Raw genomic sequence first — 25,305 nt, 5'->3', positions numbered from 1 at the left:
CGGGCCGTTCGTGCCGGAGCGCCGCGCACTCAGTCTTCCTTGTGCAGCCGCGCCACCGCGGCCCACGCGAGCGGCAGGACACCCGCCGCCACCACGATCTTCAGCGCGTCGCCGATCAGGAACGGCACCACGCCCTTGGCGAACGCCGTCGAGAAGTCGAAGCCGGCGGCGGCCATCAGCCACGGCACGCCGAACGCGTAGATCACGACGTTGCCGAGCACCATGGTCCCCACCGTGCGCAGCGGAGTGCGGTCACCACCGCGGCGGGCGAGCGCGCCCACGAGCGCACCGGCGAACACGAACCCGACGACGTACCCGGCCGAAGCACCGGACAGCCCCGACGTCGCACCCTGGAACCACGGCACGCCGGCCGCGCCGACGAGCAGGTACAGCAGCATCGAGGCGGCGCCGCGGCGCATGCCGAGCGAAGCGCCCACGAGCAGCGCGGCGAACGTCTGGCCGGTCATCGGCACCGGGCTGCCCGGGACGGGGATGACCAGCTGCGCGGCCACGCCGGTGAGCAGGGCGCCGCCGGCGACCAGCGTCAGGTCGCGCACCAGGGCGCCGGGCACGAGGTCGGCCAGCACCTGGCGGCGGCCGGTGAGGGACAGCGACGACACGGAGACCTCCCACGATCGAAAACGGACGTCCGAGGAGGTTAACGCTCGTTACCCCGGGTTTCTCCCACAAGTTGCGTTCCTCACCACACCACTCGTCCGGGTGGTGTAGGGGTTGTGACGTTTCGCGGGGGTGCCCTGCTGCCGAGGATGCAACCACAGGTCGAAGGGAGCACGGGTGATGCGCGGACGGGTCTTGGTCACGGCGACGGCACTGGTGGGCGCGGCCGCGGCGGGACTACCGGCCCCGGCGCTCGCCGACGGCCCCACCTCCACCGGCTGGGGCTCGTCGGGCAGCGTCGACGTGCTGGTCGACAACCAGCACGTGGTCACCGGCGACCTCGCCCGCTGCGACGCCGACGGTCCCACCACCGCGCGCACCACGGGTGGCGACACCGGCGACGTCGCGGTGTTCGGCCTCGGCGCCACCACCTGCGGCCGCCACGGCGCCGTGGTCACCGTGGCGACGGGCGGTCAGCGGTTCGAGGCCGACGTGCTCAAGCGCTTCGGCGGCCCGGCGATCACCGTCCGCACCTACTCCGCGGGCTGCTCGACCACCAAGAACGGCAGCAGTGGCACGGTCTCGATCGGCGAAGTCGGCGGGTTCACCGTGCCGTCGTCGATCCCCGCGAACTATCGCGTGCTGATCCCCGGCGGCGAGGCGGGCACGGCGCTGGCGGCGGTCACGATCAACGAGGCCGTGACCCCGCAGCCCGCCGACGGCAGCCTCGTGACGCACGCCGTGCACATCCAGCTGTTCCCGCAGGGCGGCCCGGCCAGCGGTGACATCTACCTCGGCACCGCTGCCTGCAACCCGTTCGGCAAGGGCGGCGCGCCGCAGCCGCCGGCCTGAGCGCGCTGAGCGTCCACTCAGGACGCGGCAGGCACCACCGCGGTGCCGGAGTAGGTGACACCGGCCTTGTCGAAGTCGGCCAGCGTCGCGTCCACGGTCGGCTGCGAACCGCCGACGGTGAGGTCCAGCAGCACCTTCACACCGAACCCGGCCTGCGCGGCGTCCAGCGCCGTGGCGCGCACGCAGAAGTCCGTGGCGATGCCGACGACCTCGACGTCGGTCACGTCGTTGGCGCGCAGCCACTCCTCGAGCGACCGGCCGTCGCCGGACTTGCCCTCGAAGCCGGAGTACGCCGCGGTGTACTCGCCCTTCGAGAACACGGCCGTGATCGGCACGACGTCGAGCGACGGGTGGAACGACGCGCCCGCGGTGCCCGCGACGCAGTGGCGCGGCCAGCTCGTGGAGAAGTTCGGCGTGTCGCTGAAGTGGTCACCCGGGTCGATGTGGTGGTCGCGGGTGGCGACCACGTGGTCATAGCCCCCTTCGGCGGCTTTGCGCGAGATGGCCTCGGCGGCGGCCGCGCCGCCGGGCAAGCCCAGCGAGCCGCCCTCACAGAAGTCGTTTTGCACGTCCACCACGATCAGCGCGGTTCCCATTTCTCGGCTCCCTCTACAGAAACGTCGTCGGTATCGCGGGCTCGCCGTGCGAGAGCTTGAGCCCTTCCCACGGCAGGCTGATCTGTGCGCGCCGCAACCGGGCGCGCGCGTCGTCCAGCGTGGGCAGATCATCCACCGCGCGGCCGCCGCGCACCAGGGGGATCTGCAGGTCAAGATCGTGTTCCTCGGGCTTCGGGCGGCCCGAGGCCTCCGTCCACACGACCTCTTCCACGGCCGTGCCGGTGGAGCGGTGCCGCCGCAGCGAGTGCTTGCGCCCACCGCGGGATTCCTTGTGCGCGCTGCGTTTCGCGACGGGCCGGCCGTCGACCTCCACCAGCTTGTAGACCATGCCGGCGGTCGGCGCGCCCGAGCCGGTGACCACGGAGGTGCCCACGCCGTACGCGTCCACCGGCTCCGCGCGCAGCGCCGCGATGGCGTGCTCGTCGAGGTCGCCGGACACCACGATGCGGGTGTCCCGCGCACCCAGGGAGTCGAGCTGGTCACGGGCCTTGCGCGCGAGTGGGCCGACGTCCCCCGAGTCGATCCGGATCGCGCCGAGCTCGGACCCGGCCACGTGGACGGCGGTCTCGATGCCGGCGGTGATGTCGTAGGTGTCCACGAGCAGGGTCGTGTCCGGGCCCATCTTGTCCACCTGGGCGCGGAAGGCCTGCTCCTCGCTGTCGTGCAGCAGCATGAAGGCGTGGGCGACGGTGCCGCGCGTGGGAATGCCGTAGCGGCGCCCGGCCTCGAGGTTCGACGTGGTCGCGAAGCCCGCGATGTATGCGGCGCGCGCGGCGGCGACGGCGGCGTACTCGTGGGTGCGGCGCCCGCCCATCTCGATGATCGGACGCCCGTGCGCGGCGCCGGCCATGCGGGCGGCCGCGGAGGCGATGGCGCTGTCGTGGTTGAGGATCGACAGCGCCAGCGTCTCCAGCACCACGGCCTCGGCGAACGTGCCGCTCACGGTGAGGATCGGCGAGCCCGGGAAGTACAGCTCACCCTCGGGGTAGCCCTCGATGTCGCCGGAGAACTCGTAGCCGGCCAGCCACGACAGCGTCGCGTCGTCGACCACCGCCGTCTGCTCCAGGACGGTCAGTTCGGCGTCGGTGAACCGGAAGTCGGCGATCGCGTCGAGGACGCGCGCGGTTCCGGCGACGACGCCGTAGCGCCGCCCGTCGGGCAGCCGGCGCGCGAAGACCTCGAACACGCAGGGCCGCTCCGCGGTCCCGTCGGCCAGCGCGCTGCCCAGCATGGTCAGCTCGTAGTGGTCGGTGAGCAGCGCCGTGCTGGCGCTGGTGACCGGCTCGGGTGCACCCATGGGGCCAGCCTATTCACCCACATGGCCGGACCTGGCGCGGCGTACCCCGTGACCCCCGTGACACCATGGGGTGCATGTCCACGCCTGTCGCATCCGAACAGACGCAGGTTGATCCACTCGGGGCAGAGGTCGCCGAGGAGGACAAGCCCTGGCGGACCGTCGTGTGGAACGATCCGGTCAACCTGATGTCGTACGTGACGTACGTGTTCCAGAAGCTGTTCGGCTACAGCCGGGACCACGCCACGAAACTGATGCTCGACGTGCACCACAAGGGCAAGGCGATCGTGTCGTCGGGGTCCAAGGAGAAGGTGGAGACGGACGTGGCGAAGCTGCACGCCGCCGGGCTGTGGGCGACGATGGAGCAGCCCTCGTGAAGGCGTGGCGCCGCAAGGGCGACGTGATCCTCGCGGGGTTCGAGCAGCAGGAGGCCGCCGTGCTGCGCGGCCTGGTCAGCCAGCTCGAGGACATGCTGCGCGCGCGAGGGGACGAGGCGCCGCAGGACGAGCTTTCCGAGCTCACCGGCATCCGCACCGGCCCGTCGGAGTCGCCCGACGACCCGGTGCTCTCGCGGCTGCTGCCCGATTTTCACAAGCTCGACCCCGACAACCCCTCGCGCGAGGACCTCGACTCCGCGGCGGCCATGCGCTCGCTGCACGAGCCCGAGCTGCTGGAGACGAAGGTCGGCGTGGCGAAGGTCGTGCTCGACACGCTGCCGCGCGACGGCGGCGACGTGCACTTGGACGTCGAGCAGGCCGACGCGTGGCTGGGCGCGCTCAACGACGTGCGCCTCGCGCTGGGCACGGCGCTCGACGTCACCGAGGACATGCCCGACGAGCTGCCCGACGACGACCCGCGCGCCCCGCACCTTGGCGTGTACCACTGGCTGACCTGGGTGCAGGAGACGCTGATCCAGGCGCTGACCGCGTGATCACCGACGTTCCCGGTGTCCTCGTCGGGCACCACCACCGCCTCGGCGACGGCTGGGCCACCGGCACCACCGTGGTCCTCGTACCGGACGGCGCGACGGGCGCGGTCGACCAGCGTGGTGGCGCGCCCGGCACGCGCGAGACCAACCTGCTGGAGCCGGAGAACCTGGTGCAGCGCGTGAACGCCGTGTGCCTGTCGGGCGGCAGCGCGTACGGGCTGGCCGCGGCCGACGGCGTGATGCGCTGGCTTTCGGAGCGGAACCTGGGCTTCCCCGTCGGGCTCCAGCCGCACGAGGTCGTGCCCATCGTGCCCGGCGCGGTGCTGTTCGATCTTCCCCGCAGCGACTGGGGCAACCGGCCGGACGCGGCTTTCGGTTACGCCGCTTGCGAAGCGGCCTCGAAGACGTTCGCCTCGGGCACGGTCGGCGCCGGCACCGGGGCCGTGGTCGGGTCGCTCAAGGGCGGCATCGGCTCGGCGAGTGAGGTGGTCGACGGCGTGACCGTCGGGGCGCTGGCGGCCGTGAACGCCGGCGGCGAGGCCGTGGACTTCGCGACCGGGCGCGCGTTCGCCGCGGACCACGAGGTCGCGGGCGAGTTCGACGTCCGCTGGCCTTCGCGGCCGGGCGAGGTGCCACCGGCGCGGACCGACCTGAACACCACGATCGGCGTGGTCGCGTGCGACGCGGCGCTGTCGAAAGCCGAGGCGCGCCGGCTCGCGGTGGCGGCGCAGGACGGCCTGGCCCGCGCCGTGCGCCCGGCCCACACGATGTTCGACGGCGACACGGTCTTCGCACTGGCCACGGGGGCTCGCGAGTTGCCCGCCGGCGTCGGCACGTTCGCCGACGGGCAGCGCGCGGCGGCGCTCGACGCGTTGTGCTCGGCCGCCGCGCGGGTGTTCGCCCGCGCGATGGTCCACGGGCTGCTCACGGCCACCGCGGCCGGTGGGGTTGCGGCGTACCGGGACGTGTGGCCCGAGGCGTTCGAGGGTTAGAGGTCCGGCAGCGGGTCCCGCGGGGCCCACACGCCGTCGCGTTCGAGGTCGGCGGCCCGGATCGCGACGATGTCGGCCTCGTCGATCTCCAGCACGAGGTCCGCGAACGAGACCGTCGGACCCAGCGAGGGGTGCTCCTCAACCGGCCCCAGCTCGGTGGAGCGCGGCAGCACCTCCCACACCGCCTTCGGCCGCAGCCGCCTGAAGCGGCCGCAGGCGAGCACGACCACGCGGCGGTCGGTGACCACCACCAGGAAGCCGTAGAGCGCCGCCATCCCGTTGAGGTAGAGCGAGTTGCCGGGGAACACGTACTGGATCCGGTCGCCGTCGGGCAGGAACGGCAGGCAACGGTCGCGGACCTTCGTCGGTACAGGCACGCCTGAAATTGTCCCCGACCAGGTGCGTGAGCGGAAGGTCTCACAGTCTGGACAGGGTGGGTCCACCACCTAAGATGTCGAATGTGCTCCGGATCCGCCGTGAATTCGTCGACGAGATCGTCGCCCACGCCCGCCATGACCACCCCGACGAGGCGTGTGGGGTGATCGCCGGTCCCGTGGGCTCCGACAGCCCCGAACGGTTCATCCCGATGCTGAACGCGGCGCGGTCACCGACGTTCTACGAGTTCGACTCGGGTGACCTGCTCAAGCTCTACCGCGAGATGGACGCCAACGACGAGGTGCCCGTGGTGATCTACCACTCGCACACCGCGACGGAGGCCTACCCGTCGCGCACCGACGCGAACATCGCCGCCGAACCCGACGCGCACTACGTGCTCGTCTCCACGAAAGACCCCGATTCGCACGAGTTCCGCTCGTACCGGATCGTGGACGCCGAGATCACCGAGGAGCCGGTCGAGATCGTCGACTGAGCTGCCGGAATAAGGGCTGCGTCCCGCGCGTCAGCTTCACAGAACCCACTTCGGAGGTAGAAAACCATGGCCGTGACCGTCTCCATCCCGACCATCCTGCGCACGCACACCGGCGGCGAGAAGTCCGTCGAGGCGGCGGGCAAGACCGTCCTCGAGGTGATCGACGACGTCGAGTCGCGCCACTCCGGGCTGAAGGCGCGCCTGGTCAAGGAGGAGAAGCTGCACCGCTTCATCAACGTCTACGTCAACGACGAGGACGTGCGCTTCGCCGGCGGCCTCGCGGCCGAGGTGAAGGACGGCGACACGCTGACCATCCTGCCCGCCGTGGCCGGCGGCGCGCGCTAAACCCATGGCCCGCTACGAGTCCCTCCTCGACGCGCTCGGCGGCACGCCGCTCGTGGGGCTGCCCCGGCTTTCGCCCACCCACGACGTGCGGTTGTGGGCGAAACTCGAGGACCGCAACCCGACCGGTTCGATCAAGGACCGGCCGGCGCTGGCCATGATCGAGGCCGCCGAGCGTGAGGGCCGCCTGCGGCGTGGCTCGACGATCCTCGAGCCGACCTCGGGCAACACCGGTATCTCGCTCGCCATGGCCGCGAAGCTCAAGGGCTACGGCCTGGTGTGCGTGATGCCGGAGAACACCTCCACCGAGCGCAAGCAGCTGCTGCAGGCCTACGGCGCGCGGATCGTGTTCTCGCCGGCGGCGGGCGGCTCGAACGAAGCCGTGCGGCGGGCCAAGGACCTGGCCGAGCAGAACCCCGACTGGGTGATGCTCTACCAGTACGGCAACCCGGCGAACGCCGACGCGCACTACCGCGGGACGGGCCCTGAGCTGCTGAAGGACCTGCCGACGATCACCCACTTCGTCGGCGGCCTCGGCACCACGGGCACCTTGGTGGGTGTCGGGCGGTACCTGCACGAGGCGAAGCCCGGCGTGCAGATCATCGCGGCCGAGCCCCGTTACGGCGAGCTCGTGTACGGCCTGCGCAACCTCGACGAGGGGTTCGTGCCGGAGCTGTACGACCCCAGCGTGCTGAACGGGCGCTACTCCGTCGGCGCGTACGACGCGCTTCGGCGGACGCGTGAGCTGCTGGAGAACGAGGGCATCTTCGCGGGTATTTCCACGGGTGCGGTCCTGCACGCGGCGTTGGCCGTCGCCGAGAAGGCCGCCGCTCGCGGGGAGGCCGCGGACGTCGCCTTCGTCGTGGCGGACGCCGGCTGGAAGTACCTGTCCACGGGCGCGTACGCGGGTTCGCTCGACGAAGCCGCCGCGCGGCTGGACGGGCAGCTCTGGGCGTGAAGACGATCGGGCTCCTGGGCGGCATGAGCTGGGAGTCTTCGGCGGAGTACTACCGCCTGGTGAACGAGCGCGTGCGGTCGGCGCTGGGCGGGTTCCACTCCGCGCGGGTGGTGCTGTACTCCGTGGACTTCGCGGAGATCGAAGCGCTGCAGGCTTCGGGTGACTGGGCGGCGGCGGGGGAGTTGCTGGCCGCCGCCGCTTCGGCCTTGGAAGCGGCCGGCGCGGACGTGATCGTGTTGTGCACCAACACGATGCACAAGGTTGCTTCGGCCTTGCGGCTGCGGGTGCCGTTCCTGCACCTGGGGGACACGACGGCCGCGGCGGTGTTGTTCGCCGGGATTTCCTCAGTGGGCCTGCTGGGGACGGCGTTCACGATGAGCCAGCCGTTCTACCGTGAACGCCTTGCGGCGCACGGACTCTCGGTGCTGGTTCCGTCCGAAGTGGACCAGGAGCTGGTGCACCGGGTGATCTACGACGAGCTGGTGCACGGTGTTGTCCGGCCGTCTTCGCGGGCGGCTTATCGCGAGGTGATCGCGCGGCTGGTCGAGGGCGGCGCGCGGGGCGTGATCTACGGCTGCACGGAGATCGAGCTGCTGGTCGACCAGTCCGACAGCTCGGTTCCGGTCTTCCCGACCACACGGCTGCACGCGGAGGCCGCGGTGGACTGGGCGTTGGGGCTTCGGGAGCTGCCGCCGGCTCCGGCCTGAGCTTCTGGCAGCGTGCTGGCAGGGCGTGCCAGGTGGGTGGCAGCGCGGTGTGCGCGCCGTGCCAGTGGATCACGGCAGCCTTGGGTTCGAGCGGCTTTCCGCGCCGCTGTCGAACTCGAAGGAGCCACCATGAACACCGTCACGATCATCGGCGCCGGCCTCGGCGGCCTCACCCTCGCCCGCGCCCTGCACGTCCACGGCATTCCCGCGACCGTCTACGAAGCCGAGGCGTCCGCGGGTGCGCGGGCGCAGGGCGGGATGCTCGACATCCACGACTACAACGGCCAGATCGCCGTCGCGGCTTGCGGCCTGACGGACGAGTTCACCGGCCTCATTCTCGATGGCCGTCAGCAGATGCGGATCCTCGACAAGCACGGGACCGTGCTGCTCGACAAGGCCGACGACGGCACCGGAGGCCGCCCTGAAGTGCAACGCGGGGAGCTGCGGCAGCTGCTGCTTGACTCACTTCCCGCCGGCACCGTGCGCTGGGGTCACAAGGTCACCTCGGCCCGCACGCTCGCGGACGGCCGCCACGAGGTGACGTTCGCCGACGGCAGTGTCGTGCTCGCCGACCTGCTGGTCGGTGCGGACGGCGCGTGGTCCCGCGTCCGCCCGCTGCTTTCGTCCGCCGTCCCGACGTATGCGGGCACGGCAATGGTCGAGACCTACCTGTTCGAGGCCGACACCCGCCACCCCGCCACCGCCGCGGTCGTCGGCGGCGGCTCGCTGGGCGCGATGGGGTCGGACAAGGGGATCATGGCCCACCGCGAAAGCGGGGACACGCTTCACACGTACGTGTCGCTGACGCGTTCGCTGGACTGGTTCGAGGCGATCGACTTCACCGATCCCGCGGTGTCCGCTGCCCGTGTCGCCGAGGAATTCGCCGGCTGGGCCCCGGAAATCACCGCGCTGATCACCGACGGCGACACCCCGCCGGTACTGCGCCCGCACTACGTCCTGCCGCTCGAGCACCGCTGGGCCCGCGTCCCGGGTGTCACCCTCGTCGGCGACGCGGCCCACCTCATGCCGCCCAACGGCGAAGGCGCCAACCTAGCCATGCTCGACGCCGCGGAGCTCGCCCAGGCCCTTGCCGCCCACCCGGCCGACGTCGAGACCGCGCTCGCCGCGTACGAGGCGACGATGTTCCCGCGCAGCACCGAAATCGCGGTCACCAGCGCCGAGTTCGAGGAGGCGATGGCCGGGCAGTCCGAGGAGTCCGCCACGGAAAACATGATCAAGATCTTCTCCGAACTGAACGCGGGCGAGAGCCCCTTCGAATCTCGGCGTTAGCCTCGAAGCCGTGCCCGACACCTTCGAGACCGCCCTGCGGATGATGCGGCGCCACGACCCGCACACGCAGGAAGAGGGTTTTCAGCTCCTGCTCGCCGAGGTCGAGGACCACGTCAAGGAGCTGATCGCGGAGTTCGAGCGGGCAACCCAGGACATCGGCTTGCGCCGCTGGCTGCTGGAGCTGCTCGGCGAGGCGGCGGCGCCCGAGGCGCTGCCCGTCTTCGCCGCGCAGCTCGACAGCCACGACGAAGCTTTGCGCTCCTGGGCGCTTCGGGGGCTGGAGCGGCTGGACACCCGCGAAGCCCGGACGGTTCTGTGGCGGGCGCGGGCCAACGGGACGATCACCTAGGTCGCGCCCGGTTCGGGTGGAGGCGTCGGCCCGGGGTCGGACGATGGGCCACCCTGCCCGGACCGGCCGTGGCGGCCGTGTCTGCGTGCGGCGCGGCTGGGGCCGGTAGGTGGGCCACCGTGCCGCAACGCTTGCCGGCCAGGGCAGGCCGGATGCCGCCGGGTCGAGGCCGCCCGGCCGTGTATGCGCGTGGCGTAGTGGTTTGGCGAGCCGGCCCCGGCACCTTCGCGGCGGCCGCGAGCACGGCCCTGAACTCGAACATCAGGGAATTCACCCGAGGCCACCCGGACCGGACGGACGTAGCCTGGAACCCGTGAGCACACTCCCACCGCAGCCCATGCCGTTCGGGGACCAGCCGGCGGACAAGGCGAAGGCCACCGACGTGGCGAAGCGCATCCTGCCGCCCAACCCCAAGGCGGCGGCGATCGTCGCGGTGGGGTTCACGCTCGTGCTCTACCTGGTGGAGCTGCTGGACGTGATCCTGCCCGCGAACCTCGACCACGGGGGCATCGTGTCGAGGCAGCTGTCGGGGCTCGACGGGATCCTGTGGGCGCCGCTGCTGCACGCCGGGTGGGGGCACCTTTTCTCGAACACCGTGCCGGTGCTCGTGCTGTCGTTCCTGGCGATGGCAGCGGGGATCGGGCGCTGGGCGGTGGTCACGGCGATCATCTGGATCGTGTCGGGCCTGGGGGTCTGGCTGGTCGGGCCGTCGAACGCCTACACGGTCGGCGCGTCCGGGCTGGCGTTCGGGTGGCTGGCGTTCTTGCTGGTCCGCGGCATCTTCAACCGGGCGTTCGGGCAGATCGTGGTGGCGATCGTGCTGCTGGGCGTGTGGAGCGGGATGCTGTGGGGCCTGCTGCCGGGCAACCCCGGCATCTCCTGGCAGGGCCACCTGTTCGGTGCGCTCGCCGGTGTTCTCGCGGCCTGGCTGACGGCGCGGGGCGACCGTCCCAAGAAGAAGGCGGCCGGTAGCCTCGAGGTGTGAGCACCCCGACCGCCGACGCGCCCATCGGGGTTTTCGATTCCGGCGTCGGCGGTCTCACCGTCGCCCGGTCGATCCTCGAGCTGCTGCCGGCCGAGCAGCTGCGCTACGTCGGCGACACGGCACGCAACCCGTACGGCCCCCTCCCCATCGCGACGGCCCGCCAGTACGCCCTCGAAGCCCTCGACGACCTCGTCGAAGGTGGTGTGAAAGCCCTGGTCATCGCGTGCAACACGGCCTCGGCCGCCTGCCTGCGCGACGCCCGCGAACGCTACGACGTCCCCGTCATCGAGGTCGTCCTGCCCGCCGCTCGCCGCGCCGCGTCGGTCACGCACAGTGGCCGGGTGGGGGTGATCGGGACCGAGGGGACCGTTCGCTCACGGGCGTACGACGACGCTTTCGCCGCGGCGCCCGACGTGCAGCTCACGAGCGTCGCTTGCCACCGGTTCGTCGACTTCGTGGAGCGCGGTATCACGTGCGGGCGCCAGATCCTGGGCCTCGCGCAGGGTTATCTGCAGCCGCTGCTCGAAGCCGAGGTCGACACCCTCGTGCTCGGCTGCACGCACTACCCGCTGCTTTCCGGCGTGCTCCAGATCGTGATGGGCCAGGACGTCACGCTCGTGTCCAGCGCGGACGAGACGGCCAAGGACCTCTACCGCGTGCTCACCGAGCTCGACCTGCTGGCCGATCGCGACAGGCCGCCGCAGCACGAGTTCCTGGCCACGGGATCGCCGGAGCCGTTCACGCGGCTGGCGGCGCGGTTCATGGGATTTGCGCCGGGTGTCCTCGCGCCGACCAGCGCCTAGGCTGAACCCTGTGCGACTGACGATCCTCGGCTGCTCGGGCAGCGTCCCCGGCCCGAACGCCGCCGCGTCCGGGTATCTGCTGGAAGCGGAGGGGTTCCGCCTGGGCCTCGAGCTCGGCAACGGCGCGTTCGCGCAGCTGCAGACAGTGCTCGATCCGTTCGACCTCGACGCGCTCCTCCTGTCGCACCTGCACTCGGACCACTGCGCCGACGTCAACTCCCTCACGGTGCTGCGCCGCTACCACCCGGCGCCGCCGTACCCGGCCCGGCCGCGGCAGCTGCCGCTCTACGCCCCGGCGGACGCGCCTGCGCGGCTGGCCCACGCGTACGCCGCCGACGCCGACGAGCGCGCCGCCGTGGACCTGTCCGACGTCTACGCCTTCCACACGCTGCGTGAGGAAACCGTGCGGATCGGGCCGTTCGACGTGACGGCAGCCGTGGTGCAGCACCCGACGCCGGCGTTCGGCCTGCGGATCTCCTATGGCGGCGCCCTCCTCGCCTACACCGGCGACACCGGCCCGTGCGCCGCGCTGGGCGAGCTGGCCGACGGCGTGGACGTACTGCTGTCCGAGGCTTCCTGGACGGACGCGGCCGACCGGCCCGACGGCGTGCACCTGTCCGGAAAACAGGCCGGTGAGCTGGCGAAGGACGCCGGCGTCGGGCGGTTGCTGCTCACCCACGTCGCGCCGTGGACCGACAGCCGCGCGGTGCTCGCGGAGGCGACGGCGGTGTTCCCGGACAGCGAGCTCGTGACGCAGGGCGCCGTCTACGACATCTGACCGGCGGGCTGTCGGGCGCAAGCTCTGAACTCCGCCTTCCTCCCCTCCACCGCCCTCAACGGAGTGGCAGGCCACGCAGTATCTTCTCAGGCGTGACGAGGAAAGATGGCAGGAACGACGACCAGCTCCGCGACATCAAGATCACCCGCGGGTTCCAGAAGTGGCCTGCCGGTTCGGTGCTCATCGAGTTCGGCAACACGCGCGTGCTGTGCGCGGCCAGCGTCACTGAAGGCGTGCCGCGCTGGCGGGCGGGCTCCGGGCTCGGCTGGGTCACGGCGGAGTACGCGATGCTCCCGTCGGCCACCAACACCCGCGGCGACCGCGAAGCCGTGAAGGGCCGCATCGGCGGCCGCACCCACGAGATCTCCCGGCTGATCGGCCGGTCGCTGCGCGCGTGCATCGACCTCGCGGCGCTGGGCGAGAACACGATCGTGATCGACTGCGACGTGATCCAGGCCGACGGCGGCACCCGCACCGCCGCGGTCACCGGCGGCTACGTCGCCCTGCGCGACGCCATCACGTGGCTCGGCGCGGCCAACCGGCTCAACGACCCGCAGCCGCTGTCGTCCTCGGTCGCCGCGGTGAGTGTCGGCGTGGTCGACGGGCGCGTGCGCTTGGACCTGCCGTACGAGGAGGACTCGCGCGCGGAGGTCGACATGAACGTCGTCGCCACCGACGCCGGCACGCTCATCGAGGTGCAGGGCACGGGCGAGGGCGCCACCTTCGCACGGTCCACTTTGGACACCATGCTCGACCTGGCGCTCGCCGGCTGCGCGACGCTCACGCAGCTGCAGAACGAAGCGCTGGCGCTGCCGTACCCGGGCGAGCTGCCGCAGCCGCGCCCGGACAAGAAGAAGGGCGCCAAGTGACGAAGCTGCTGCTGGCCACGCGCAACCAGAAGAAGCTCGGCGAGCTGCGGCGCATCCTCGAGGCCGAGGGCATCTCCGGCATCGAGGTGCTGGGCCTCGCCGACGTCGACGAGTTCCCCGAGGCCCCGGAAACCGCGCCGGACTTCGAGGGCAACGCCGTCGCGAAGGCCCGCGACGCCGTCGCGGCCACGGGTTTGCCCGCCGTCGCCGACGACTCCGGCCTGGCGGTCGACGCGCTGAACGGCATGCCCGGCATCCTCTCCGCCCGCTGGTCCGGCCGCCACGGCGACGACGACGCCAACCTCGACCTGGTGCTCGCCCAGCTCACCGACACCCCCGGCGACCGCCGCGGTGCGGCCTTCGTCTGCGCCGCCGCCCTCGTCCTCCCGTCCGGCGAGGAAACCATCGTCCGCGGCGAATGGCGCGGCACCCTGCTGCGCGAACGCCGCGGCACTAACGGCTTCGGCTACGACCCCATCTTCGTCCCGGACGGCGAGTCCCGTTCGTCGGCGGAACTGGAACCGTCCGAAAAGGACGCGGCCTCCCACCGGGGCCGCGCGTTGCGGGCGCTGCTGCCGGCGCTGCGCGACCTCGCCAAGGCCTGACGCGGCCGCTGGTTATGCAGCCGGCCTCGACGTGCGGGTCGAGGCCGGCGCACCTTGGCCGGGCGGCGGCTGAGCTCGGTTGCGGCTTGGTGACCGCCCCGGACGGCGAGTCCTGCTGTTTGCCGGCACTGATACCGTCCGATAGGACACTGCTTCGTGCCGGGCCGCTGTTGCCGGCGCTGCGGGACCGCCTCGGCCCGGCTGATTCCGGTCGCGTCTGGCCCTTCCCCGAGTACCCCGATGTGGCATTCGGTGCACTGAACGCACCGAACGCCACATCGGCGCGGCCGGCTACTTGTCGCTCGGTCCCATCACCTGGACTTCGCACCCCTGCTCGATCTTGTCCGAGTTCGGCGGCTGGCTGTTGCTCGTGTAGTGCCACGGAGACTCGTCGTCATCCGGGTCTTCGGCGACGTGCATGCCCTGCGACGTCATGCATTCGACCCAGCGGTGCAGGTTGTCCTTGTACGCCGGGTTCGCCGGGTCCTCGCCCCACGGCAGCAGGGGCAGCTTGGACCGGCACGCGTCGCCGGCGGCCTGGTGGTCCTTGGACCACTGTTCGGCGCCCGCGATGCTGTGGGGCTGCTGGTCGACGTCCGCGTCGTGGTCCTTCATGCAGGTGCGCCACGGTTCGATGAGCCGCTGGGAGTCTTCCGGCGATTCGTCGACGCGGTGGCGGCGGCGGCCGCCGTCGGCGTCGGTCGAGGCAGGCGCCGAGGACGACGCGGTCACCGACGGCGTGCCCAGCGAAGCGACCTGAGGGCTGGAAGGCGCGGGCGACGAACACGCCGCGAGAACCAGCGCCAGCCCCGCGAGCCAGACCACTTTGGACATTTGAAGCTCCCTCATGTCGTTGCCAGCGCCTGCGTCGGGGTGAGCCGAGATGCGCGGATCGACGGATGGATCCCCGCCAGCGCACCCACCACCAGTGCGCCCGCCACGCCACCGGCCACGGACAGTGGCGGGATCACGGGCGGCCACCCTTGGTACGTCGTGTAAAGCAGCGTCACCACGATCCCCAGCACCGTCCCCGCCAACCCGCCGAGACCGGAAAGGGCCACCGCCTCAGTGAGGAACTGCCCGCGGATCTGCCCCCTAGTCGCCCCCAGCGCGCGCCGCAGGCCGATCTCGCGACGGCGTTCCAGCACCGAGATGAACATCGTGTTGGCCACGCCGACCCCACCGACCAGCAGCGCAACCCCCGCCAGCCCGAGGAACAGCGCGGAGAACGTCGTCTGGCTCGCCTGCTTGGCCGCCAGCGCGTCCGACGGCCGGCTCACCGAAACCAACCCCGGCAGCTGCGGGTACAGCGTCGCGGGCAGCACCGCGCGTACGTCGGGAATCGCGTCTTCGCGCGCCTTCACGTAGATCACCGTCGGGTGGCCGTCGAAGCCGAGGAACTGCTTCGCCGAACCCCAGCCGACGAGCACCGCGCGCTCGATGTCCGGCGCGAGCGGCATCGGCGCCAGCACGCCCGTCACGGTGTACCACTGCTTGCCGATCATCACGATCGGCGCGGGCCGCCCGGGCGTCACCGCGGGAATGCCGAGCCGCGACGCCGCGACGTACCCGAGCACGACCGCGGGCAGGTTCTGCGTTGCCGCGTCGAGGAACTTGCCGCTCTGCACGGTGCCGTTGAGCGCGGACAGCAGGTCCGGGCTGCTCGCCAGCACGGCGAGACCCGAGCCGTCCAGCGGGTCGGTCAGATCGGAGCGCCGCACGGTCTGGTGCGTGTTCGCGACGGCCGCCGCCGTGGTGACCGGGCCGATCCGCGCGACGCTGCCGACGGACGACTCCGGCAGCAGCACCGGCGGCGTCTGGTTCGGCTGCGGTTCGGCGCGCAGCATGTTCGTGCCCAGCGCTGTCAGCTTGTCCAGCAGCGCGGCCTGGCTGGAGGCGGGAATGCCCGTGACCACGATCATCGTCGCGATGCCGAGTGAAATCCCGAGCGCCGACAGCGCCGCGCGCAGCCGCCGGGTGCTGATGCCGAGCAGGCCGAGACGCAGGACGTCGCGCAGGCCCAGGCGCACCGGGCGCGTGTCGAGTGCTGTGCTCACGCGGCACTCACCACGAGGTCCTGCACGATCCGGCCGTCGCGGAACTCGATGCGCCGCGGCAGGCTCGCCGCGATGTCGCGGTCGTGCGTGATGATCGCGATGGTCGTTCCCTCGGCGTTGAGGCCGTGGAGCAGCTCCAGCACGGCGCGGCCGTTGGCGGTGTCGAGCGCGCCCGTCGGCTCGTCGGCGAGCACGAGCGCGGGGTCGTTGACCACGGCCCGCGCGATCGCGACCCGCTGGCGTTCACCACCGGAAAGCTCGTGCGGCCGGTGGCCTACGCGGTGCGCGAGCCCGACCCGGCCCAAGGCCTCCAGAGCGAGCGAACGACGTTGCTTGCGCGGCACCCCGGCGTAGAGCAGGCCGGTGGCCACGTTCTCCGCCGCGCTGAGGCCGTCGGTGAGGTGGAACTGCTGGAACACGAACCCGAGCCATCGGCCGCGCAGCGCGGACAGCCGCCGGTCGCTCAGCTGCGTCACATCCTGGCCGCCGAGCTCGACGGTGCCGGAGGTCGGCAGGTCGAGCGTGCCGACGATGTTCAGCAGCGTCGACTTGCCCGAACCGGACGGTCCCACGATCGCCAGCAGCTCACCCTCGGCGACGGCTAGCGACACGTCGTCGAGCGCCTTCACACCCCCGGCGTAGTGCTTGCTCACCACGCGCAGGGCCAGCACCGGCGTCACCTGGTCGTCACCACCCGCAGGCCCTCGGTGATGCCCGGGCCGCTGATCTCCACCTGGTCGCGGGCGAACATGCCCGTCTTCACCGGCACGAGCTTCCCGCCCTGCAGCTGCACGGCGTAGCCGCCTTCGCGCAACGCGACCAGCGCGCCGAGCGGCACGGCCAGCACGCCGGCGTGGGTCTCGGTGGCCACCTTGACCTGCACCGACGCCGAGTCGAGGTCACCGACGTCGGAGGCGTTCGCGGGCACCACGGTCACGTTGATCTTCGGCAGCCCCTGCGCCGGGTCGCCGCCAGACGGATCGCCGCCGGTCACGGCGGTGCTCACCGACGTGACCTTCGCCGGGATCTCCTTGCCGTCCGGGCGCACCATCGTCACGTCCATGCCGGTCTTCACCGAGCCGACCTCCGCCGCGTCCACGGGCGCGATCACGACCTTCGCCGTCGGCGTCGTGGTGAGCAGCGGGCCCGCGGCGGGGTCGCCGAGCTGGGCCGTCACGCTGTTCACGCGCGCCTCGCCGGGCAGCACCACGACCTGGCCGACATCGAGCGTGCCCGTGTCCGGCAGGCCGGCCTTCTTCTCCCACTTCTTCAGCGCGTCGGCGAACGTGAACTTCGCCTTCTGCGGATCCTTCGCGCGCGTGCCGACGGAGTAGCCGAGGCGGGCGAGGTTCTCGGCCACCGTGGCGACGTCCGGGCCGGTCAGGCCGGGGTTGTCGAGCTTGCGGAACAGCGGCGTGTCACCGAAGAACACCGGCACTCCCACGCCGTTCACGGAGTACAGCGGCTTCCCGCGCTGGGCCACGGTGCCGACGTCCGGCAGCCGCGTGACCACGCCGGCGCCCGCGCCCTTGAGCGGCTCGGGCGTGCCGAAACCGAGGGTGCCGGTGAACGTCCGCGTGTTCGACAGGTCGGTCTCGGCCACGGCGACGGTGGTCACGGCGGGCGGGGGAGCCGCGGCTTCCGCCGTGTCGCGGCCGTGGTCGATGGCCACGTACGCGCCGACGCCGAGCAGCACCACAACGGCGGCCGAGGCTGAGACGGCGATCGCGCGCCGCCGGGACTTACCGGCCACTGACGGCCTCCATCATCGCTTCTCCGCTTCCATCACCCGGCGCGTCCGAAGTGGACTGAGCCGGTGGGTCCGGAGGCCACTATCGCGGCGAATTGTCAGGAAGCCGTCAGGAAGCGGTGCTGATCCGGTGTTCCCGCGGCGCTGGGTCGCCCGCGTCGGCGGAGATCCTTATGCTCGCAGCATGTGCGCAGAAATCGTGCTCGCGGAGGACGACCCGAAGCAAGCGGAGCTCGTCCGCCGCTACCTCGAGCGGGAACGCCACTCGGTGGTGGTCGTGCCCGACGGCCGCGAGACGCTCGACCTCGTCCGCCGCCGCCCGCCGGACCTGCTCGTGCTCGACGTCATGCTGCCCGGCATGGACGGGCTCGAGGTGTGCCGGATCCTGCGCGCGGAGTCCGACGTGCCCGTGCTGATGCTGACCGCACGGTCCACAGAGGACGATATGCTCCGTGGTCTGGACCTCGGAGCCGACGACTACATCACCAAACCGTACAGCCCCCGCGAACTGATGGCTCGGGTGCGGACATTGTTGCGCCGCACCAAAACTTCCGTTCCTCAGGGTGGACCGCTGCGCGTCGGCGTGCTGACCGTGGACGTCGGCCGGCACGAGGTGGCCGTGTCCGGCCGGCTGGTCGAGACCACTCCGGGCGAGTTCCGGCTGCTCGAGGTGATGGCCGCGCACCCGGACCAGGTGTTCACGCGCGGGCAGCTGCTGGAGCACCTGCACGGCTTCGACCGCTACATCACCCAGCGCGCGATCGACGTCCACGTGATGAACCTGCGCAAGAAGATCGAGGCGGCGCCGCGGAAACCCAAGCGGCTGCTGACCGTGTACGGCGTCGGCTACAAGCTCACGGCCGGGCCGCCCGATGCGGCGTAGCCTGCTGGTCCGGCTGATCGCGGTGTCGGCGCTGGTCGCGGTGTGTGCGATCGCGGCCACGGCGTGGCTCGCCGCGCGCACCACCACGGGCGCGATCCGGCAGGAGCAGGGCCAGGTCTTCGCCGATGACGGCACCATCTACCAGGGCTTGCTCCGCTACGCGGCCACGCACCCGAACTGGGACGGCGTCGGCAAGGAGGTGACCGCCTACGCCGGGAGCACCGGCCGCCGCGTGGTGCTGGCGACACCGCAGGGCAAGGTGATCGCGAGCTCCGACCCCGACCCCGGACGGTTGCCGCCGCAGCCTTCGGTGGTGGTCGACCCGTTGTCGGTCGACCCGGGGCTGGGCGTGCAGTCCACACCGGACCGGATCGACCCGGAGGCGGTGGGGCCGTACAAGCTGCCGCAGGACGAAAAGGCGACGCTGACGGCCGTCGCGCAGCGGGTGCTGCGGTGCGTGCAAGAGCGCGGGGGCGTCGGCAGCATCGAGGTGTCGCCCGGCGGGCACCCGCGAGTGGTGGCCGATGACCCGTTCGCGCTGACGCGGTGCAACGGCACGAGCCTCGAGCAGCCCACCGACACCGAACAGGCGGCGCTCGACAAGCTGCAGGACCTCGTGAACGCCTGCCTCGGCCGCAGCGCGCAGAGCGCTCCGGCGGCGCAGCTGTCGCTGTCGTGGACGTTCATCGGGCCCGAGACCGGCGCGACGGACGCCACGGACACGACGGCGCAGAGCTGCGTGACGTCCGCGCGTCATGAGCAGCTGGCGTCGTACGTCGCGCCCCCCGCGTGGCTCTACATCACGGAGAAGGGCAGCGACCAGCCGCCGAGCGGGTTCACGCTGTCGTCGGACAACCAGGTGCGCCTGGCCGAGGTGGCGGGCGCGATCCTCGTGCTCACGGTCGTGGCCACCGGGCTCGCGTCGATCCGGCTCATCCGGCCGCTGCACGCGCTCACGGGCGCCGCGCAGCGTATGGAGGCGGGCGAAGCCGGCGCGCGCGTGAAGGTTAAGGGCAAGGACGAGATCGCGCGGCTGGCGCGGGCGTTCAACGACATGTCCGAGGCGCGCGAGAAGCTGGAGACCGCGCGCAAGGCCATGGTCAGCGACATCGCACACGAGCTGCGCACGCCGCTGTCCAACATCCGCGGCTGGCTGGAGGCCACGCAGGACGGCGTGAGCCGGCTCGACGACGAGCTCGTCGCGTCGCTGCTCGAAGAAGCTCTGCACCTGCAGCACATCGTCGACGACCTGCAGGACCTCGCCCTCGCCGACGCCGGCGCGCTGCGCGTGCACCCCGAGCCCATCGACGCCAACTCCCTGCTCACCCAGCTCGCCGCGGCCCACACCGCCCGCGACGACGCGGCGGGCGTTCAGCTGGTGGTGCGGTCGATGGCCGACCCGACCGTCACGGCGGACCCCGTGCGCCTGCGGCAGGCCATCGACAACCTCGTGTCCAACGCCGTCCGCCACACCCCCCGCGGCGGCTCCGTCACGGTCAGCGCCACGCGTGTCGATTCGGACGTCGTGTTCTCCGTGGCCGACACCGGCGTCGGCATCCCCGCCGACGACCTGCCCCACGTCTTCGACCGCTTCTGGCGCGCGGACAAGGCCCGCACCCGCGGCGCGAGCGGCGGCAGCGGCCTGGGCCTCGCCATCGTCCGCAACCTGGCGGCCGCCCACGGCGGCACGGTCTCGGTGCGCAGCACGCTCGGCGAGGGCTCGACGTTCACGCTGCGCCTCCCCGCCGCCGGCCCGCCCGAGTGAACCGCTCACCCGGGCGGCGGGCTTTGCGGCTCAGGCGGGATGCCGAGGTCGCGGATGAGTTTCGCGACGTGCCCGGTCGCGCGGACGGCGGGTGTCGCTCGTGTTGTCCGCATGGTGGCCGCGATCGCGTGTGGTCGGTCCCGCCGCGTCGCGGTGGTGCGTGCTTTCGCGCGGTGCGGTTTTCGCGGTGAGCTGCCGGTCGTGGAGCTGAGTCCCGCCCCAGGGTCACGGCCGAGGCGGGCTTTGCGGCTCAGGCGGCGATGCCGAGATCGCGGATGAGCTTCGCGACGTGCCCGGTCGCGCGGACGTTGTAGAAGGCGTTCGCGATTTTGCCCTCCGGGTCGACGATGAAGGTCGAGCGGATGACGCCCTGGTAGACGCGGCCGTAGTTCTTCTTCTCGCCGAAGGCGCCCCACGCGGTGAGGACGTGCTTGTCCTCGTCGGAGAGCAGGGGGAAGGTCAGCTGCTCGTTCTCGACGAACTTCACGAGCTTCGCCGGCTTGTCCGGGGAGATGCCGAGGACCTGGTAGCCGGCGTCGTTGAGCTGGGCGAGGCTGTCGCGGAAGTCGCAGGCCTGCTTGGTGCAGCCGGGAGTGCCGGCGGCCGGGTAGAAGTACACGACGACGGCCTGGCCGCGGAAGTCGCTGAGGGAGACGCTCTTGCCCGTGCTGTCGGGCAGGGTGAAGTCGGGGGCGGCGTCGCCGGGGGAGAGTCGCTGCTCGGTCATGAACGCAGCGTACTGTGCCGAACGTTACCAATCCGACCACAGTCACGGCCGAATGGCTTCGTAGCAACGGTTGCGTGCCGCGTGGGGGTCGGCCTGCTTTTGGCCGGATTGGTAATTCAGGGCCGATCGTTACCAATCCGACCACAGTCACGGCCGAATGGCTTCGTAGCAACGGTTACGTGCCGCGGGGGGTCGGCTTGCTCTTGGCCGGATTGGTACTTCAGACGGCCCCGCAGTACGTGGCCACGGCGGGCTCGCTCGCGCTGGGTCGCAGCTGCACCGTGAGCTGCGTGGTGCGGTCGGGCACGGCGAACGCGAGTGTCAGCTGCGCGGAGCGGCCCTGCTGCAGGTCTTTGCCCGCGTCGGTGATGCCGCCGAGGCCCTGGGTGGCGTCGACGACCTGTTTGGTCGGGTGTCCGTCGATCATCGCCGCGACTGTGAAGCCGGAAAGCCGGTAGGAATCCGCGCCGTTGTTGGTGATCTCGATGCCGAACGACGCCGCGCGCGAGCTGCGCGGGTACGCCGCGGGGCTGGGCTGGAACGACTGCGGGGCGGAAACCGAGATCGTGATGCCGCTGGCGAACCGGTGTTCCGCGCCGAACTGCAGGTCACGCGACGTCTGCGCGGCCGCGGCCTTCGCGGGGCCGCCGCCACCACCGAGCGCCGCCGTCCCTTCCTGCGCGTCGACCCCGCAGGCCGCCACCGCCATCAGCAAACAGGCGGAAAGCAACAGCTTGGGGGTGCGCGCGGGCGCCATCTCGGTTACTCCAGTCGGGGCGGGGGCTCAGGCCGTTCGGCGTAGTGACCGAGGTCGACCCGCTCCACTGTCCCTGCATGTGCACGTGCGCGCGCACGAAGACGCGGACCTGGTGTACAGCCGTGGCCGATCCGTGACCGAAAGGGCACTCCGGGTGACAGTCGTCACCGATGTGCCACTTAAACGGCGAAGGCGAACAAGAGGATGAAGATCGCCACGCCGGCGCCCCACGCGACCATCAGCCACCCGAAGTCACGCACCGGGTCGACCGCGCGGCTCTCCTCGCCCGGGATGTACACACCGCGGTTTTCGAACCAGTCCGTCCACTTGCGCAGCAGGCGCAGCGGATTGCGTGACGGCACGACTCACCTCCCGGATCGGCTTCGCTCCTGCCAGCCTACGGGGGACTCGCCCACCCGGTGAAGGAGCGTCGAGCGTGCGGAAAAGCGTGATCCTGCTGGCTCTCACGACCGTGTTCGGCCTCGCGGTGGCAGTTCCGGCCGCCGCCGCGTCTGGTGCCGCCCCGCCGGGCACGGCGCCGCTCGACCACCCGGTGTGGGTGTGCCTGCCCGGCATGGCCGCGAACCCGTGCAACCAGAACCTGGCGGGTGACCCGCAGATCGCGACGCCCGGTGGGAGCTTCACCGTCGGCTACCCCGCATCGCCTGGCCGGGTGACGTTCGACACCACTCGAGTGGAGTCGGGCGCGAGTGTGGTGGAACCGTTCGAGCCGCCGGCCACCCCTCCGGTGGACTGCTTTTACGTGTACCCGACCGTCGACCTGGTCTCGAATCCGGCGCTGCAGATCGGCTCGCTGCCACCCGGCCCGGACGACGCCGCGGCCGCCGTGACCTACGCCCAGGTCGGTCCGCTGCTCAGCCACTGCCGCGTGTTCGTGCCCGCGTACCGGCAGGCGCCGCTGGCCGCGCACATCGTCGGCGTGCTCACCGGCACGGCACCCGACTACGCGCTGGGCCTCGAAGACGTCGAACAGGCGTGGGACACGTACTGGCGCGACTACAACATCGACCCGGTCACGCACCGTCGCCGCGGGGTGGTCGTGATCGGCCACTCGCAGGGCGCCGCGGACGCGGCCTCCCTCTTGCGCGACCGCGTGGACGGTCATCCCGACGTGCAGCCCTCCTTGGTGAGTGCGCTGCTTCTCGGCGGCAACGTCCAGGTCCCCACCGACCGCCCGGCCGGCGGCGGCTCCGATCCGGACGCGGCTTTCCAGTACCTGCCCGTGTGCGGTCGCGCTTCGGCCGCGGCGCCCGTGCCGTTCGGCTGCGTGGCCGGTTACTCGTCGTACAAGCAACCGGCCGGAACGGTCCCACCGCCCGGCTCCGCCTTCGGCCTCTCTTCGACGCCCGGCCACCGCATCCTCTGCACCAACCCGGCCGCCCTGCTGACCGGCGCCGCCCCCGACGCGACGACCCCGCTCGACCCCCGGCTCCCCACCCGGACTTTGGTACAGGGCAGCGCTCTTCTCCCCGACGGCCACCTCACCGCCGTCCTTCTCGATACCTCGCTGCCGGTGTTCCCCACCGGCTTCGCCCGCTACCCCGGCGAGTTCACCGGCGCGTGCGAGTTCCGCACCGTCCCCGGCGGTACCGCGTCCTCGCTCCAGCTCTCCGGCGGCGACGCCTTGGTGGGCCCTCCGAAAAGCGGCGGCCTCGGCCTCCACGTCGACGACTTCTCGCTGACGTTGGGCGACTTGACGGCTCTGGTCGACGCCCAGTCGGCACAGTGGGGGCCGGTCTCGCGGTGAGACTTCCGCGAATCCGCCTGGTTGCGGGGCATGGTTTCGTTCGATCGCGAGGGTTCGGTCCCGCTCAAGAGGCGGGCACGGGCTGCTTCGTGCTTGCCTTTCGGCGGCGTTCCTGCCTTCGGGCCGCTGGGCGGCGTCGGTGACTTGCCCGGCGAGAGGTTGCCGGGCGGTTAGGCGAAGTCGGCCAGGCGCGCGGCGATGCGAGGCAGGTCGAGGTGGCCCTGGACGACGTCGTAGACGAAGGGCTCGGCGGCGTCCTCGTCGAGGGGTGTGCGGAGGGGTTTGTCGTTGAGGCCGAGGAAGAACCAGGTGGCGGTCCAGGCGAGGCGTTTGTTGCCGTCGATGAGAGGGTGGCCACGGCCGAGCGACTCCATGAGCGCGGCCGCCTTCTCCCACACGCCGGGGTAGGCGTCCTCCCCGAAGACCGACGTGCGCGGGCGCGCCGCGGCCGCCGCGAGGATGCCCGTGTCGCGCACCGCGAGCTCGCCCCGCACCACCCGGCGCGCGACGACCATCAAGTCGTGGATCGTCAGGTACTCGGTCATCGCGCCAGCCGCTCGTTGAGGCCGGCGCTCGCTTCCAGCACGTGGTCGAGCACCGTTGCGCGCTGCTGGGCCCGCGAAGTCACGGCGGTCATCAGCGTCTCCCGCACGTACTCCTGAAGGCTCCGCCCCTCGGCGGCCGCCTGCCGCTCGATCTCCCGCACCTCGCGGTCACTGAATTCGACCGGCAGCACCTGACCCATGTCCTGAACCATAAAGCCTCACCCCGCTTGGCGAACCCCGGTTTTCCCGCCCACGACCGGACATCGCTCAGTGGGGCGCAGGGGGATACGGCGCTGCCGGCAGGTACTGCTGCTGCGGAGCCCCCGGCGCGCCGGAACCCGGCATCGGCTGTCCCGGCGGCACCGAACCCGCCCAAGGCTCTCCGGGCTGACCCTGTGCCGGGACGGCACCGGACCACGCCTGACCGGGCGCGACAGACCCCTGCGACGCCGGCCCGGACGGCGCTGCGCCGGATTGCCAAGCTTGGCCGGGTTCGCAGGCGCTCGCCCATTGCTGTCCGGGAGTGGGCCCTGGCATCGCCTGTCCAGGAGCCTGTCCTGGCACTGCGCCGGATTGCCAGGCTTGGCCGGGTTCGCCGGCGCTCGGCCATTGCTGTCCGGGAGTGGACCCGCGCATCACCTGTCCAGGAACCTGCTCCGGAACCGCGGCGCCCTGCCACGCTTGGCCGGGATCACCGGCAGCCGGCCACTGCTGTCCGGGAGCCGGGCCCGGCATCGCGGCTCCGGGAATCTGTCCCGGAACCGCGCCCGGCCAGGCTTGGCCGGCCCCGCCAGCGCCCGGCCACTGCTGACCAGGAACCGGCCCGGGCACGGCCTGCCCAGGAACCCCCTGCCACTGTTGACCAGGAGCAGACCCAGGGATCCCAGCGCCCTGCCAACCGGCCGGCCCGCCGTACCCCGGCTGCCAACCCGGCCCACCGGTGAACCGCGGCATCACCTCCGGCAAAGCCACCGCCACCGCGGGCAGCCACAGCAGCACCGCGATCACAGCTGCCAAGCCGGCCGGCAGGAACACGTCCTCGAAAGCACTCGACCGCCGAATCCCCAAGATCCGCATTGACCCGGGCACCGCGAGGACCATCTGCACAACCGCACCCAGCATCAACACCCGCGCGACCCGTGGCCGTCGCGCGGCCAGCAGTGCCGCGCCGACGAGCACCCCGAGGCCGAGCAAAGCG

Annotated in this window: 31 protein-coding genes; 18 read left to right on the top strand and 13 right to left on the bottom strand. The window is 71.6% G+C overall.

Features of this window, described 5'->3' with window-relative positions; genetic code table 11:
- Nucleotides 1-29: 29 nt before the first annotated feature.
- Nucleotides 30-620 (bottom strand): biotin transporter BioY, encoded by a 591-nt coding sequence (locus tag AB0383_RS45925; protein ID WP_220243769.1) that lies wholly within the window; start codon nt 618-620, stop codon nt 30-32.
- Nucleotides 621-798: 178 nt separating this feature from the next.
- Between AB0383_RS45925 and AB0383_RS45920 the strand changes: the two genes are divergently transcribed.
- Nucleotides 799-1,470, top strand: coding sequence for a hypothetical protein (locus AB0383_RS45920; protein ID WP_366190744.1), 672 nt, complete (start codon nt 799-801; stop codon nt 1,468-1,470).
- Nucleotides 1,471-1,487: 17 nt separating this feature from the next.
- Here the strand turns inward: AB0383_RS45920 and AB0383_RS45915 are convergent, their stop codons facing one another.
- Together AB0383_RS45915 and AB0383_RS45910 are read right to left on the bottom strand one after the other, a co-directional pair.
- Nucleotides 1,488-2,066 (bottom strand): isochorismatase family protein, encoded by a 579-nt coding sequence (locus AB0383_RS45915; RefSeq protein WP_364187134.1) that lies wholly within the window; start codon nt 2,064-2,066, stop codon nt 1,488-1,490.
- A 13-nt stretch (nt 2,067-2,079) separates the two neighbouring features.
- Nucleotides 2,080-3,384 carry a nicotinate phosphoribosyltransferase gene (locus AB0383_RS45910; RefSeq protein ID WP_366190742.1) on the bottom strand — a complete coding sequence of 435 codons (1,305 nt, stop codon included), beginning with the start codon at nt 3,382-3,384 and terminating at the stop codon, nt 2,080-2,082.
- 74 nt (nt 3,385-3,458) lie between these two features.
- On the opposite strand from AB0383_RS45910, the gene clpS reads away from it, so the two are divergent.
- Genes clpS through AB0383_RS45895 form a run of 3 tightly spaced genes read left to right on the top strand, consistent with a single transcriptional unit; the run spans nt 3,459 to nt 5,301 of the window.
- Nucleotides 3,459-3,758, top strand: coding sequence for an ATP-dependent Clp protease adapter ClpS (gene clpS / locus AB0383_RS45905; protein ID WP_220243765.1), 300 nt, complete (start codon nt 3,459-3,461; stop codon nt 3,756-3,758).
- The gene (locus AB0383_RS45900) at nt 3,755-4,312 is read left to right on the top strand and encodes a DUF2017 domain-containing protein (protein WP_364187139.1); all 558 of its coding nucleotides are present in this window, start codon (nt 3,755-3,757) and stop codon (nt 4,310-4,312) included. The genes clpS and AB0383_RS45900 overlap by 4 nt, the downstream gene beginning before the upstream one ends.
- Nucleotides 4,309-5,301, top strand: coding sequence for a P1 family peptidase (locus AB0383_RS45895; RefSeq protein ID WP_364187141.1), 993 nt, complete (start codon nt 4,309-4,311; stop codon nt 5,299-5,301). Before AB0383_RS45900 ends, AB0383_RS45895 begins: the two co-directional genes overlap by 4 nt.
- Here the strand turns inward: AB0383_RS45895 and AB0383_RS45890 are convergent.
- Nucleotides 5,298-5,678: a hypothetical protein gene (locus AB0383_RS45890; RefSeq protein ID WP_364187143.1), complete on the bottom strand. Its 381-nt coding sequence runs from the start codon at nt 5,676-5,678 to the stop codon at nt 5,298-5,300. The genes AB0383_RS45895 and AB0383_RS45890 overlap by 4 nt on opposite strands.
- A 74-nt stretch (nt 5,679-5,752) precedes the next feature.
- Here AB0383_RS45890 and AB0383_RS45885 point away from each other — a divergent pair, with 74 nt between their 5' ends.
- The 11 genes from AB0383_RS45885 (at nt 5,753) to rdgB (ending at nt 13,855) form a co-directional block, all read left to right on the top strand.
- Nucleotides 5,753-6,169, top strand: a complete 417-nt coding sequence (locus AB0383_RS45885) for a M67 family metallopeptidase (protein WP_364187146.1) — start codon at nt 5,753-5,755, stop codon at nt 6,167-6,169.
- Nucleotides 6,170-6,235: 66 nt separating this feature from the next.
- On the top strand, nt 6,236-6,514 hold the full coding sequence (locus AB0383_RS45880; protein ID WP_220243760.1) for a MoaD/ThiS family protein: 279 nt from the start codon (nt 6,236-6,238) through the stop codon (nt 6,512-6,514).
- A gap of 4 nt (nt 6,515-6,518) precedes the next feature.
- Complete coding sequence (locus AB0383_RS45875; RefSeq protein ID WP_364187149.1) at nt 6,519-7,469, top strand: cysteine synthase; 951 nt, start codon at nt 6,519-6,521, stop codon at nt 7,467-7,469.
- Nucleotides 7,466-8,176 carry an aspartate/glutamate racemase family protein gene (locus tag AB0383_RS45870; RefSeq protein WP_364187151.1) on the top strand — a complete coding sequence of 237 codons (711 nt, stop codon included), beginning with the start codon at nt 7,466-7,468 and terminating at the stop codon, nt 8,174-8,176. Before AB0383_RS45875 ends, AB0383_RS45870 begins: the two co-directional genes overlap by 4 nt.
- A gap of 129 nt (nt 8,177-8,305) precedes the next feature.
- Nucleotides 8,306-9,466, top strand: coding sequence for an NAD(P)/FAD-dependent oxidoreductase (locus AB0383_RS45865; protein ID WP_364187153.1), 1,161 nt, complete (start codon nt 8,306-8,308; stop codon nt 9,464-9,466).
- A gap of 10 nt (nt 9,467-9,476) precedes the next feature.
- Nucleotides 9,477-9,815, top strand: coding sequence for a HEAT repeat domain-containing protein (locus AB0383_RS45860; RefSeq protein ID WP_364187156.1), 339 nt, complete (start codon nt 9,477-9,479; stop codon nt 9,813-9,815).
- A gap of 337 nt (nt 9,816-10,152) precedes the next feature.
- Nucleotides 10,153-10,800 carry a rhomboid family intramembrane serine protease gene (locus tag AB0383_RS45855; protein WP_364187270.1) on the top strand — a complete coding sequence of 216 codons (648 nt, stop codon included), beginning with the start codon at nt 10,153-10,155 and terminating at the stop codon, nt 10,798-10,800.
- Nucleotides 10,797-11,603, top strand: coding sequence for a glutamate racemase (murI, locus tag AB0383_RS45850; RefSeq protein WP_364187159.1), 807 nt, complete (start codon nt 10,797-10,799; stop codon nt 11,601-11,603). The genes AB0383_RS45855 and murI overlap by 4 nt, the downstream gene beginning before the upstream one ends.
- 10 nt (nt 11,604-11,613) lie before the next feature.
- On the top strand, nt 11,614-12,381 hold the full coding sequence (locus AB0383_RS45845; RefSeq protein WP_364187162.1) for an MBL fold metallo-hydrolase: 768 nt from the start codon (nt 11,614-11,616) through the stop codon (nt 12,379-12,381).
- Between the two features lie 92 nt (nt 12,382-12,473).
- Entirely contained in the window at nt 12,474-13,250 is a 777-nt protein-coding gene (gene rph / locus AB0383_RS45840) for a ribonuclease PH (RefSeq protein WP_285972903.1), read from the top strand.
- A complete protein-coding gene (gene rdgB / locus AB0383_RS45835; RefSeq protein ID WP_364187165.1) occupies nt 13,247-13,855 on the top strand; it encodes an RdgB/HAM1 family non-canonical purine NTP pyrophosphatase in 609 nt (202 codons plus the stop codon). Before rph ends, rdgB begins: the two co-directional genes overlap by 4 nt.
- A 291-nt stretch (nt 13,856-14,146) precedes the next feature.
- Here the strand turns inward: rdgB and AB0383_RS45830 are convergent, their stop codons facing one another.
- From AB0383_RS45830 to AB0383_RS45815, 4 genes are read right to left on the bottom strand one after another with little or no spacing between them, the layout of a single operon-like run.
- Nucleotides 14,147-14,689, bottom strand: a complete 543-nt coding sequence (locus AB0383_RS45830; RefSeq protein ID WP_364187168.1) for a hypothetical protein — start codon at nt 14,687-14,689, stop codon at nt 14,147-14,149.
- A gap of 11 nt (nt 14,690-14,700) precedes the next feature.
- A complete protein-coding gene (locus AB0383_RS45825; protein WP_364187171.1) occupies nt 14,701-15,912 on the bottom strand; it encodes an ABC transporter permease in 1,212 nt (403 codons plus the stop codon).
- Nucleotides 15,909-16,592: an ABC transporter ATP-binding protein gene (locus AB0383_RS45820; RefSeq protein WP_364187174.1), complete on the bottom strand. Its 684-nt coding sequence runs from the start codon at nt 16,590-16,592 to the stop codon at nt 15,909-15,911. The genes AB0383_RS45825 and AB0383_RS45820 overlap by 4 nt, the downstream gene beginning before the upstream one ends.
- On the bottom strand, nt 16,589-17,665 hold the full coding sequence (locus tag AB0383_RS45815) for an HlyD family efflux transporter periplasmic adaptor subunit (RefSeq protein ID WP_364187177.1): 1,077 nt from the start codon (nt 17,663-17,665) through the stop codon (nt 16,589-16,591). Before AB0383_RS45815 ends, AB0383_RS45820 begins: the two co-directional genes overlap by 4 nt.
- A gap of 181 nt (nt 17,666-17,846) precedes the next feature.
- On the opposite strand from AB0383_RS45815, the gene AB0383_RS45810 reads away from it, so the two are divergent.
- Both AB0383_RS45810 and AB0383_RS45805 read left to right on the top strand, forming a co-directional pair.
- A complete protein-coding gene (locus AB0383_RS45810; RefSeq protein ID WP_364187179.1) occupies nt 17,847-18,545 on the top strand; it encodes a response regulator transcription factor in 699 nt (232 codons plus the stop codon).
- Nucleotides 18,535-20,310, top strand: coding sequence for a HAMP domain-containing sensor histidine kinase (locus tag AB0383_RS45805; RefSeq protein WP_364187182.1), 1,776 nt, complete (start codon nt 18,535-18,537; stop codon nt 20,308-20,310). Before AB0383_RS45810 ends, AB0383_RS45805 begins: the two co-directional genes overlap by 11 nt.
- 250 nt (nt 20,311-20,560) lie before the next feature.
- Here the strand turns inward: AB0383_RS45805 and bcp are convergent, their stop codons facing one another.
- The 3 genes from bcp to AB0383_RS45790 form a co-directional block, all read right to left on the bottom strand.
- On the bottom strand, nt 20,561-21,037 hold the full coding sequence (gene bcp, locus AB0383_RS45800; RefSeq protein ID WP_364187185.1) for a thioredoxin-dependent thiol peroxidase: 477 nt from the start codon (nt 21,035-21,037) through the stop codon (nt 20,561-20,563).
- A 220-nt stretch (nt 21,038-21,257) separates the two neighbouring features.
- Nucleotides 21,258-21,794 (bottom strand): hypothetical protein, encoded by a 537-nt coding sequence (locus tag AB0383_RS45795; RefSeq protein WP_364187188.1) that lies wholly within the window; start codon nt 21,792-21,794, stop codon nt 21,258-21,260.
- Nucleotides 21,795-21,973: 179 nt separating this feature from the next.
- Entirely contained in the window at nt 21,974-22,156 is a 183-nt protein-coding gene (locus tag AB0383_RS45790; protein ID WP_220243744.1) for a hypothetical protein, read from the bottom strand.
- Nucleotides 22,157-22,230: 74 nt separating this feature from the next.
- Between AB0383_RS45790 and AB0383_RS45785 the strand changes: the two genes are divergently transcribed.
- A complete protein-coding gene (locus tag AB0383_RS45785) occupies nt 22,231-23,562 on the top strand; it encodes a DUF3089 domain-containing protein (protein ID WP_366190731.1) in 1,332 nt (443 codons plus the stop codon).
- Between the two features lie 170 nt (nt 23,563-23,732).
- Here AB0383_RS45785 and AB0383_RS45780 read toward each other — a convergent pair whose 3' ends face one another.
- Nucleotides 23,733-24,107, bottom strand: coding sequence for a Fic family protein (locus AB0383_RS45780; protein WP_366190729.1), 375 nt, complete (start codon nt 24,105-24,107; stop codon nt 23,733-23,735).
- Nucleotides 24,104-24,307 carry a hypothetical protein gene (locus AB0383_RS45775; RefSeq protein WP_366190727.1) on the bottom strand — a complete coding sequence of 68 codons (204 nt, stop codon included), beginning with the start codon at nt 24,305-24,307 and terminating at the stop codon, nt 24,104-24,106. Before AB0383_RS45775 ends, AB0383_RS45780 begins: the two co-directional genes overlap by 4 nt.
- Nucleotides 24,308-25,305 lie beyond the last annotated feature (998 nt).

It is taken from the genome of Amycolatopsis sp. NPDC051373 (assembly GCF_040689465.1).
Lineage (GTDB): Bacteria > Actinomycetota > Actinomycetes > Mycobacteriales > Pseudonocardiaceae > Amycolatopsis.
The sequence above is the reverse complement of the archived record's forward strand: the minus strand, read 5'-3'. Positions and strand labels throughout refer to the sequence as shown.

Bases quoted from the DNA above. Each gene is read 5' to 3' on its own strand.
- AB0383_RS45805 (WP_364187182.1), top strand. From the start codon at position 18,535: ATGCGGCGTAGCCTGCTGGTCCGGCTGATCGCGGTGTCGGCGCTGGTC.
- AB0383_RS45910 (WP_366190742.1), bottom strand. From the start codon at position 3,384: ATGGGTGCACCCGAGCCGGTCACCAGCGCCAGCACGGCGCTGCTCACC.
- AB0383_RS45855 (WP_364187270.1), top strand. From the start codon at position 10,153: ATGCCGTTCGGGGACCAGCCGGCGGACAAGGCGAAGGCCACCGACGTG.
- AB0383_RS45795 (WP_364187188.1), bottom strand. From the start codon at position 21,794: ATGGCGCCCGCGCGCACCCCCAAGCTGTTGCTTTCCGCCTGTTTGCTG.
- AB0383_RS45920 (WP_366190744.1), top strand. From the start codon at position 799: ATGCGCGGACGGGTCTTGGTCACGGCGACGGCACTGGTGGGCGCGGCC.
- AB0383_RS45880 (WP_220243760.1), top strand. From the start codon at position 6,236: ATGGCCGTGACCGTCTCCATCCCGACCATCCTGCGCACGCACACCGGC.
- bcp (WP_364187185.1), bottom strand. From the start codon at position 21,037: ATGACCGAGCAGCGACTCTCCCCCGGCGACGCCGCCCCCGACTTCACC.
- AB0383_RS45830 (WP_364187168.1), bottom strand. From the start codon at position 14,689: ATGTCCAAAGTGGTCTGGCTCGCGGGGCTGGCGCTGGTTCTCGCGGCG.
- AB0383_RS45865 (WP_364187153.1), top strand. From the start codon at position 8,306: ATGAACACCGTCACGATCATCGGCGCCGGCCTCGGCGGCCTCACCCTC.
- AB0383_RS45875 (WP_364187149.1), top strand. From the start codon at position 6,519: ATGGCCCGCTACGAGTCCCTCCTCGACGCGCTCGGCGGCACGCCGCTC.
- AB0383_RS45885 (WP_364187146.1), top strand. From the start codon at position 5,753: ATGTCGAATGTGCTCCGGATCCGCCGTGAATTCGTCGACGAGATCGTC.
- AB0383_RS45915 (WP_364187134.1), bottom strand. From the start codon at position 2,066: ATGGGAACCGCGCTGATCGTGGTGGACGTGCAAAACGACTTCTGTGAG.
- AB0383_RS45780 (WP_366190729.1), bottom strand. From the start codon at position 24,107: ATGACCGAGTACCTGACGATCCACGACTTGATGGTCGTCGCGCGCCGG.
- AB0383_RS45810 (WP_364187179.1), top strand. From the start codon at position 17,847: ATGTGCGCAGAAATCGTGCTCGCGGAGGACGACCCGAAGCAAGCGGAG.
- AB0383_RS45775 (WP_366190727.1), bottom strand. From the start codon at position 24,307: ATGGGTCAGGTGCTGCCGGTCGAATTCAGTGACCGCGAGGTGCGGGAG.
- clpS (WP_220243765.1), top strand. From the start codon at position 3,459: ATGTCCACGCCTGTCGCATCCGAACAGACGCAGGTTGATCCACTCGGG.